Below are 8,237 nucleotides of genomic sequence, written 5' to 3' on the forward strand. Positions count from 1 at the left end.
CTATTTCATACATCTGAATATTTATTTTTATACTTCTGTCACATGAAAATACAATCTGTTCTGCTTCCTGAGGTGTACAAATTGCCGTTGTATTTACCTGCCGTCCCTCGTTTACAAACAATTCTATGGACTGGCGGTCCAATATAAAGCGAAGCTGCAGATCTTTTTCCATATCCTGTATCTTCATTTTTCTCTGGCATACAACATCTTTGTTTATTCCACAGTAGGTTCTGTCTATTTCCAGTATTCCCTGCTTCCTGTAGTATGTATAACTAGTTGTATAAGACTCATTATGTGCAAGATCGATCCGGAACTCTTCATAATCTTCCCCGGGAATCTCCACTGTCATATCCAGTATTCTGCCCCGGATTCCCGGAAGTTCTGTTTTATGGTTAATTTCCGCTTCTTTATAGAAAACAGGATTTTTGTGATATTTTTCCAATTCCCTTATGGGTTTCTGAAAAAGAGTTCCGTTTATATACTCTAGTTCTCTTGGCAGCGTCATCATTCCCTGCCAGCTTTGTCCATCAGAAATCACACTAGAATCCCATGACTTCATCCAGGCGATCATGACTCTCCTTCCATCCGGAAGACAGGTTGTCTGTGGCGCATAAAAATCCAGTCCATAGTCCAGTGATCTGGGTGCATCTTTTATAAATGTGTGACTCTGTTTCTCATACCTTCCAGAAAAATACAGAGAATTGTGTCCATTATGAAACTCAAATCCCTCTGCGGTCATATTCTGTGGAGAACAGATCAGAATATGAGTTCCATTCAGTTCAAAAAAGTCTGGACATTCCCACATGCATCCGATTTTTCCCGATGTATTTTCAGCCAGAATGGTTTCAAATTTCCATTTTTCCAGGTCTGAACTGGAAAACAATACCACCTGTCCTTTATATTTTTCACTTTTATTTCCCACGATCAAATAATATTTTCCGTCCTCTTCCCAGATCTTCGGATCACGAAAATCAATTTGACTGCATCCCTGCGGCAGCATATCCCCGGTGATTATCGGATTCTTCGCTGATTTTTCATATGTTATACCGTCGCCAAAAGCGATACACTGATTCTGTCTTTCTTCCCGACTTCCATTAGAGTTTTCCTCGTCTGTAACTCCGGTATAAATAAGTACGTGCCTGTCTCCTGCCTGAACAGCACTTCCGGAAAAGCATCCTTTTTTGTCATATTCCTGATCCGGCGCCAAAGCCACCGGCTCTGTTTTCCATTTTATCATATCATCTGTTACGCTGTGTCCCCAATGCATAGGACCCCAGCAGATGGAATATGGATGATACTGATAAAACAGATGCACCTTTCCTTTATATACAGAGAATCCGTTGGGATCATTAATCCAGCCTATAGGAGCAGAAACATGAAAAACAGGTTTCTCTCCTTCCGGCATCTGATTCATCTGTTCATATTGAAATTGAGTTGCTTTTATTAATTTTTCGCTCATTTCAAACTCCTGTATCACTATATATTTTTACTTTGTATCTCCCTGGTTTTCCCCCAGACTTTCCTGATACTGATCAAAATACTTCTGTTTGATGGCCAGATAATCTGACAAGCCATACTGCTCCATTTTCTCGAGATAGCTGTCCCACTCTTTTTCAATCCCACCATTCAGAATCCAGTCCGCTTTCTTCTGTTCTGCATATTTCTTAATATCTGTATCATACTGGGATATTTTGTTAGTGTCCTCAATGCTCATAAATACATTGGGATAAACGTATTTACTGTTCATATCCTTCAAATATACCTCATGCATATTATCCAGGCGCCATTTAGCATCATCCGGCTGTGTCACGTATACATCATAATATTCATTCAGTATTGCAAGAGGCCCGTTTACCGACTGAGCTTCCCTTACCTCTACCGGAGACTGATCTCCAAGATCCATATGCCTCAGCATAGGCTCTCCGCCCTTATTTGTACCCATCTCAAAAATGTTAAAGGAATCCTCTTCTCCATAAGTTCCCCAGTTATTCTGAGGAGACTGGAGAGGTGCATACATCTGATCGATCCAGGCTGCTGCCAGAGCTGTGTTTCTGCAGCTAGTAGTAAGCACACAGCGTCCTCTGTCAAAACCGCTGGTCTCACTGTTGTTCTGCCTTGTGATATTAACAAGACCTTCCGGACCGGCAAGAGCTGGAAGCATCACATAATCCTGATAGTTGTCAATATTGGAAATATCCCAGGTAAAGCAAAGGCCATAACGGTGATTTTTACCTTTTGCCACATATGTAGACCACTCTTGGGTAAAGGCTTCCGGGTCTACCAGATTTTCTTCCACCAGTTGATGAAGCCACTGGATTCCTTCCTTATACCCTTCCTGGACAGTAGTGTAGATCACTTCACCCTGATCTGTCACTGCAAAATGATCTCCCGTATCTCCATAACCTTCTCCAAATCCATTGATTAGAATGGACGGATCCTGATCTCCGTTGTTTATAATAAAGGACATTGGAATCACTCCGCCCTCAATCCCAAATTCTTCTTCTAATTCTGCGGCATGATCGCGAAAGGCAATCAGGGTTTCCTTCAATTCATCCACCGTAGACGGTACTCCCAACTTCAAATAATCCAGCCATTTTTTATTGATATAGGGAATGTTTCCAATTGCCTGAATAGCCTCTTTTCCTGCCCCCAGCTGTTCAATCCATGGGAATGAGTAAATATGTCCATCGGGCGCCGTACACATAGTTCTGTATTCCGGATACTGTTCAAATACCTTCTGAAGATTAGGCATATATTTGTCAATGAGATTTTCTAGGGGAATAATAATTCCCTGTTTTGCATATCTCAGAAGATCATAATCATTCATTCCGGCATTAAACAGACCATCCGGAAGGTTTCCAAACTGTGCCAAAGCCAGGTTCTTTTTGTCTGCAAACTGATCTGCAACAAAACAGGTCCAGTCAATATGTACATTTGTCTGTTCTTCCATTCTCTGGAAAATAACCCTTTCATTCGGATCCTGCGTTGATGTTGCCGGTGCGCTTGTAATAAAAGATAACTCCGCCTGCTCCTTCAGAGGAAATGAAACCTCTGATACAGGAGTATCCGGATTGATCTCTGCTTCCATACGCTCTCTTTTTCCACATCCTGTGACAGAAGCAAGCATCACAACAGAAAGGCCTGCTGCCATCAGCATTTTTATTCTTTTTTTCATGCTTTACATCCCCCTTAACCTTTTACAGAACCAACCATGATTCCTTTATCAAAATACTTCTGGAAGAACGGATACATGATCAGAAGCGGCAGACTGGATACTACGATCGTAGCATATTTCAAAAGTTCTGCAACCTTTGCCATCTCCGCCGTGCTCTGGATATCCGCTATCATTCCCGGCTGAGGTGTATTCTGAACTAATATCGATCTTAATACAAGCTGCAGCGGCTGAAGCTCTGCGTCGTTCAAATAGATCATTGCATCAAAATAGCTGTTCCACATTCCTACAAACGACCATAATGCCAGAACTGCAATAATAGGTTTACAGACAGGAAGCATTACCTTGAAAAAATGCTGGATTTCATTTGCACCGTCAATAGAAGATGCTTCCCGCAGTTCCTTGGGAATAGACTGATAATAGGTTCTTGCAAGTATCATATTCCATACGTTAAATGCTCCTGGAAGAAGAATAGCCCAAATAGTATTTACCATATGTAACTGATTGATCAAAATAAAGGTAGGAATCATTCCTCCACCAAAAAACATTGTAATAAGAAAGATTGTATTAAAAAATTTTCTTCCTACAAATTCTTTCTTTGACATAGGATAAGCTGCCAGCAGTGTGATAAACACAGAAATCACAGTAAATGCCGCCGAGTAAAAAAATGAATTAAAAAATCCACGCCAGATCATATCGTTCTCCAGAACTCGTCTGTACGCATCCAGCGTCCAATCCTTAAAATTCAGGCTGATTCCCCGACTGTTCAGTACATTGGGATCCATAAAGGAAGCCATTAGAATATATACAAGAGGAATCAGTATTGATAAAACAAAAATACCAAGAACAGTATATCCGATTCCCAGAATCACTTTATCAGATGTTCCGAGTTTCATTTTTCTTCTTGTTTCCATTTCTTTCCTCCTCTTTATAAACCTTCGCCATCATTTAACTTTTTCACAACCCAGTTGACTGCAATCAGTAAAATAACATTGATAACAGCGTTAAATAAACCTACTGCTGTAGAATAACCGTAATCTCCATTGAGAAGACCCATTCGATACACATATGTTGAAAGGATTTCAGATGCCGGAAGATTCATGTCTGTCTGTAATGCAAAAGCTTTTTCAAATCCGATACTCATAATGTTTCCGGCCTGCAGGATAAACTGGATCACAATGATGTTTTTAATCGCCGGAAGTTCTACATAACGTATCTGTTGGAAGATATTTGCTCCATCTACGATTGCTGCCTCTTCCAGATCTTTGCTGGCATTCGCAAGCGCAGCCGTATACATAATAGATGACCATCCGGCTGTCTGCCAAATTCCACTGGCAATATAAATTGTACGGAAAGCTGAAGGCATTGTCATCCAGTTTGTATCAATCCCGAGAAGAGAATTGACAGGGCCTACCGGAGAAAGAAACATGCGGACCATACCGCAGAGGACGATAATAGATATAAAATTTGGAGCATAGATTAGCAGCTGTATCTTTTTTCGTATTCCCTCGCGTCTGATACGATTCAGCAATAAAGCCAGGACAATAGGAATCGGAAATCCCCAAAGCAGACCAAATGCACTGAGTTTCAGAGTATTCATCAGGTATTCCATAAAATCAGGTGATGACAGGAATCTTTTGAAGTATTCCAATCCTACCCATTCACTTCCCAGAATACCGTCAATGACATTATAATCTTCAAAGGCAATCAACACTCCGCCCATGGGAAGATACTTGAAGATGATAGTGAGAAGCAGTGCCGGCATAAGAAAAAACAGGTAAAGCTGCCAGTTCTTTTTTACATATATCAGCTTATCTCTTGCCGTACGCTTAACAGGTAATGTTTTCTTTTTCGCTAAAATATTCACTCCATTTCCCTCCGTTTTCTTTTTTGATCTTATAACCGGTTAAGTAACCGGTTACTTTAATTTGATAATACATCACTTTTTTCTTTTTTCAATAGATTGAAGGCAAAAAAATAACCGGTTACTTAACCAGTTATTTTTCGGTTGATTTTTTATATCTTCCTTGTTATACTTGTAAATATCTATAAAAACATGTCCGACATAACATCATGGCCATATAATTACAGGGAGTACATAATTATGGTGAAAAAGAAAGTGACATTCGCTGATATTGCAGCTTACACAAATTTTTCAAAAACAACGATCTCCAGATATTTTAATAACCCTGATTCACTAACCCTTGAAAATCAGGAAAAAATAGCCGCAGCTCTAGAAGATCTGGGATATCAGGAAAACAAACTGGCAAAAGTCCTTGCCAACGGAAAAAGCGAATTTGTCGGGATCATCATCCCTAATCTCTATCTTCATTATTATTCAGAAATCTTAAATCAGCTTTTATCCAGTTACTCAAAATTCGGCTACAAATTTCTTGTTTTTGTCAGCAATGATGGAAGAGAACGGGAACAGCAGTACATCAATGAGCTTCTGGCTTATAAAATTGAGGGACTGATCATTTTGAGCCACACTTTTTCCTCGGCAGAACTGGCAAAATGCAACATCCCCATTGTGGCTATTGAACGGGAAGCCGAACATATCTGCAGTGTGGATACTGACAACTATATGGGTGGCCTACAGGCAACCAGCCTTCTGATACGAAACCGCTGCGATATCCTGATTCACATCAATGTTCCCGTGCCCGAAAATGTTCCTGCTCATAATCGTATCGCTGCTTTTGAAGATACCTGCAAAAAGTATCATGTACCATATGAACTCATGCTGGGCGATCTCGGCTCCACTTACGAAACAACCTTTGACAGGATAAAAGAAACTTTTGAAACTATCGAAGAAAAATATCCTGACAGAAAAAAAGGCATTTTTTTCGCCAACGATACTTATGCAAATATATTTCTGAATCTTATCATCCAGAAATATGGACATCTGCCAGAGCAGTACCGTCTTGTAGGTTTTGATAACTCTCCTATCGCAAATGAAGCCATCGTGCCCATTACCACCATTGGTCAACAGATTGACAAAATCGCTGAAACTGCTCTGGAACTGCTGGTCTCTCAAATGGATGAAATGAAAAAAAGGAAACCTTCTCCTTTAAAGTCCCCTGTTCATAAGCAAATCACTCCTGTCCTGATCCGTCGCGAAACAACTGACTAAAAAAAACTCTCAGAGTCCGGAAGACATTTTCCAAAATCTGAGAGTTTTATATATTTCTGTCCAGTTTACCTTTTATTTGTCTGTACTTTTGTTCATCTGTCTCAGGACTTTACGGAACTGGAAAAAGAACAAAAATCCGGTAAATGTAATTGCCAGTGTATCTGCAACCGGCTCTGCCATATAAACTGCCCTTGCCTTGTCTGCTGTAAGAACCGCAGGCATAATATAAATCAGAGGGATCAGCAGTACAAATTTTCTCATAACGGCCACAAGAATAGATGCTTTTGCATTTCCCAGAGCGCCAAATGTGATCTGGCATGCCATCTGGATACCAAACAGGCCCACCACTGCCATATAAATTTTAAGAGCATCCCGGGTGAACGCTGCAAGCGCTGTATCAGAGGTAAACATTCCTACGAACATTTGCGGAAACAGCATGACAACTGCCCAGAATAATACGGAATAAAACATGCTGCACTTTAAAAGCAGCCAGAAGGCCCCTTTCACACGCTCTTTATTTCCGGCTCCGTAATTGTAGCTGATAATAGGCTGTGCCCCCTGTCCAAGTCCCTGGAGAGGAAGCATGGCAAACTGCATAACACTGGTAAGAATGGTCATAGCTCCTACAGCCAGGTCTCCTCCATACTTCAAAAGGGAAGAATTGAAGCATACAGAGATCACGCTTTCACTGGACTGCATGATAAACACAGAAGAACCAAGCGCCAGGCAGGGAAAAAGAATTTCTTTTTTGACTGTCATATATCTTTTTTTCAACCTCAGAACTGTCTTTTTTCCAAACAGGAAGCAAAGCACCCAGATACAGGAAAGAGCCTGGGAAAGGATTGTTGCAAGTGCAGCGCCTCTTACACCCATATGGAATCCAAAAATAAAAACCGGATCCAGGATAATATTTGTCACTGCTCCAAGAAGTACAGAAAGCATTCCTGTTTTTGCAAATCCCTGAGCTGTGATAAACAGATTCATTCCCAATGTAAGCTGTACAAAAACAGTTCCCAAAGCATAGATGTTCATATATGCCACTGCATAATCAATGGTATTTTCACTTGCACCAAAGGCAAGAAGGAGATCCCTGTTCCAGATCAGAAGGATCATCGTAAGAAAAGCTGAAATTATGATCTGTGCAGTAAAGCAGTTCCCTAATATTTTTTCAGCAGTATCATGATCCTTTTTTCCCATATAAATAGTTGCTCTGGGGGCACCTCCGTTGCCTACCAGCGCTGCAAAAGCAGACACGATCATGATAATTGGCATACAGACACCCACACCGGTCAATGCCAGCGCTCCATCTCCGGGAATATGCCCTATGTAAATACGGTCTACAATATTATAAAGCATATTGATCAGCTGAGCCGCTACTGTAGGAAGCGCCAGCTTCATCAAGAGCTTTCCGATTGGCTCTGTTCCCAGAAAACTTTTGTTGTCGTTCATTTAAAACATCCTTTCTCTTTCATTATTTCTCTGTTTTCTCCCAATATACTGGTGAACAGTATAGCTCAATTATGGTTTTTTTACAACTGACAGGATTATCTGTGTGGCAAAAAAATAAGAGAAACGCTGTAAATCCAACGTTTCTCCCACTTTTCATCAATGCCGCAGACCGGAATCGAATAATCCTATAGGCAAAAAAACACTGTAAATAAGGCGGTTTCAGCACATCTTCAAAAAAATGTAATCAAACGTGTAATCAACATATTTTCTGTTTTTTAAAGAATGGAATAGTTCCATCCTGTAAAATATTGATATGCTATTTTTCCTTGTCCACTCTCTTTTCACCACCCAGCGTTCCGCAGGATGCCCGAAGCATCGGTGTACCTAGCAGGGCGGTGGGATGTTCGGGCAAGCGTCAGTTTTCTTTCCTTAAAATGAATATAAAAATACCGCCGGACATTTACTGACTGGCGGCGTTCATAATCT

The 8,237-nt window shown here is 40.7% G+C and carries 6 protein-coding genes; 1 reads left to right on the top strand and 5 read right to left on the bottom strand.

Annotated elements, in window-relative coordinates; all coding sequences use genetic code 11:
- The 4 genes from RDS42_RS09595 to RDS42_RS09610 all read right to left on the bottom strand — a co-directional run.
- Nucleotides 1-1,459, bottom strand: a 1,459-nt coding sequence (locus tag RDS42_RS09595; protein WP_308783471.1) for a glycoside hydrolase family 32 protein, incomplete at its 3' end; no start/stop codon positions are given.
- Nucleotides 1,460-1,486: 27 nt separating this feature from the next.
- Nucleotides 1,487-3,175 carry an ABC transporter substrate-binding protein gene (locus RDS42_RS09600; RefSeq protein ID WP_308783472.1) on the bottom strand — a complete coding sequence of 563 codons (1,689 nt, stop codon included), beginning with the start codon at nucleotides 3,173-3,175 and terminating at the stop codon, nucleotides 1,487-1,489.
- A gap of 14 nt (nucleotides 3,176-3,189) precedes the next feature.
- Nucleotides 3,190-4,086: a carbohydrate ABC transporter permease gene (locus RDS42_RS09605; RefSeq protein WP_022067573.1), complete on the bottom strand. Its 897-nt coding sequence runs from the start codon at nucleotides 4,084-4,086 to the stop codon at nucleotides 3,190-3,192.
- A 14-nt stretch (nucleotides 4,087-4,100) separates the two neighbouring features.
- Nucleotides 4,101-5,039: an ABC transporter permease subunit gene (locus tag RDS42_RS09610; RefSeq protein WP_308783473.1), complete on the bottom strand. Its 939-nt coding sequence runs from the start codon at nucleotides 5,037-5,039 to the stop codon at nucleotides 4,101-4,103.
- 237 nt (nucleotides 5,040-5,276) lie between these two features.
- Between RDS42_RS09610 and RDS42_RS09615 the strand changes: the two genes are divergently transcribed.
- Nucleotides 5,277-6,302, top strand: coding sequence for a substrate-binding domain-containing protein (locus RDS42_RS09615; RefSeq protein WP_308783474.1), 1,026 nt, complete (start codon nucleotides 5,277-5,279; stop codon nucleotides 6,300-6,302).
- A 72-nt stretch (nucleotides 6,303-6,374) separates the two neighbouring features.
- On the opposite strand, the gene RDS42_RS09620 is transcribed toward RDS42_RS09615, so the two are convergent.
- A complete protein-coding gene (locus RDS42_RS09620) occupies nucleotides 6,375-7,751 on the bottom strand; it encodes an MATE family efflux transporter (RefSeq protein ID WP_308783475.1) in 1,377 nt (458 codons plus the stop codon).
- Nucleotides 7,752-8,237: the final 486 nt, after the last annotated feature.

The organism is uncultured Blautia sp. (assembly GCF_902497045.1).
Lineage (GTDB): Bacteria > Bacillota > Clostridia > Lachnospirales > Lachnospiraceae > Blautia_A.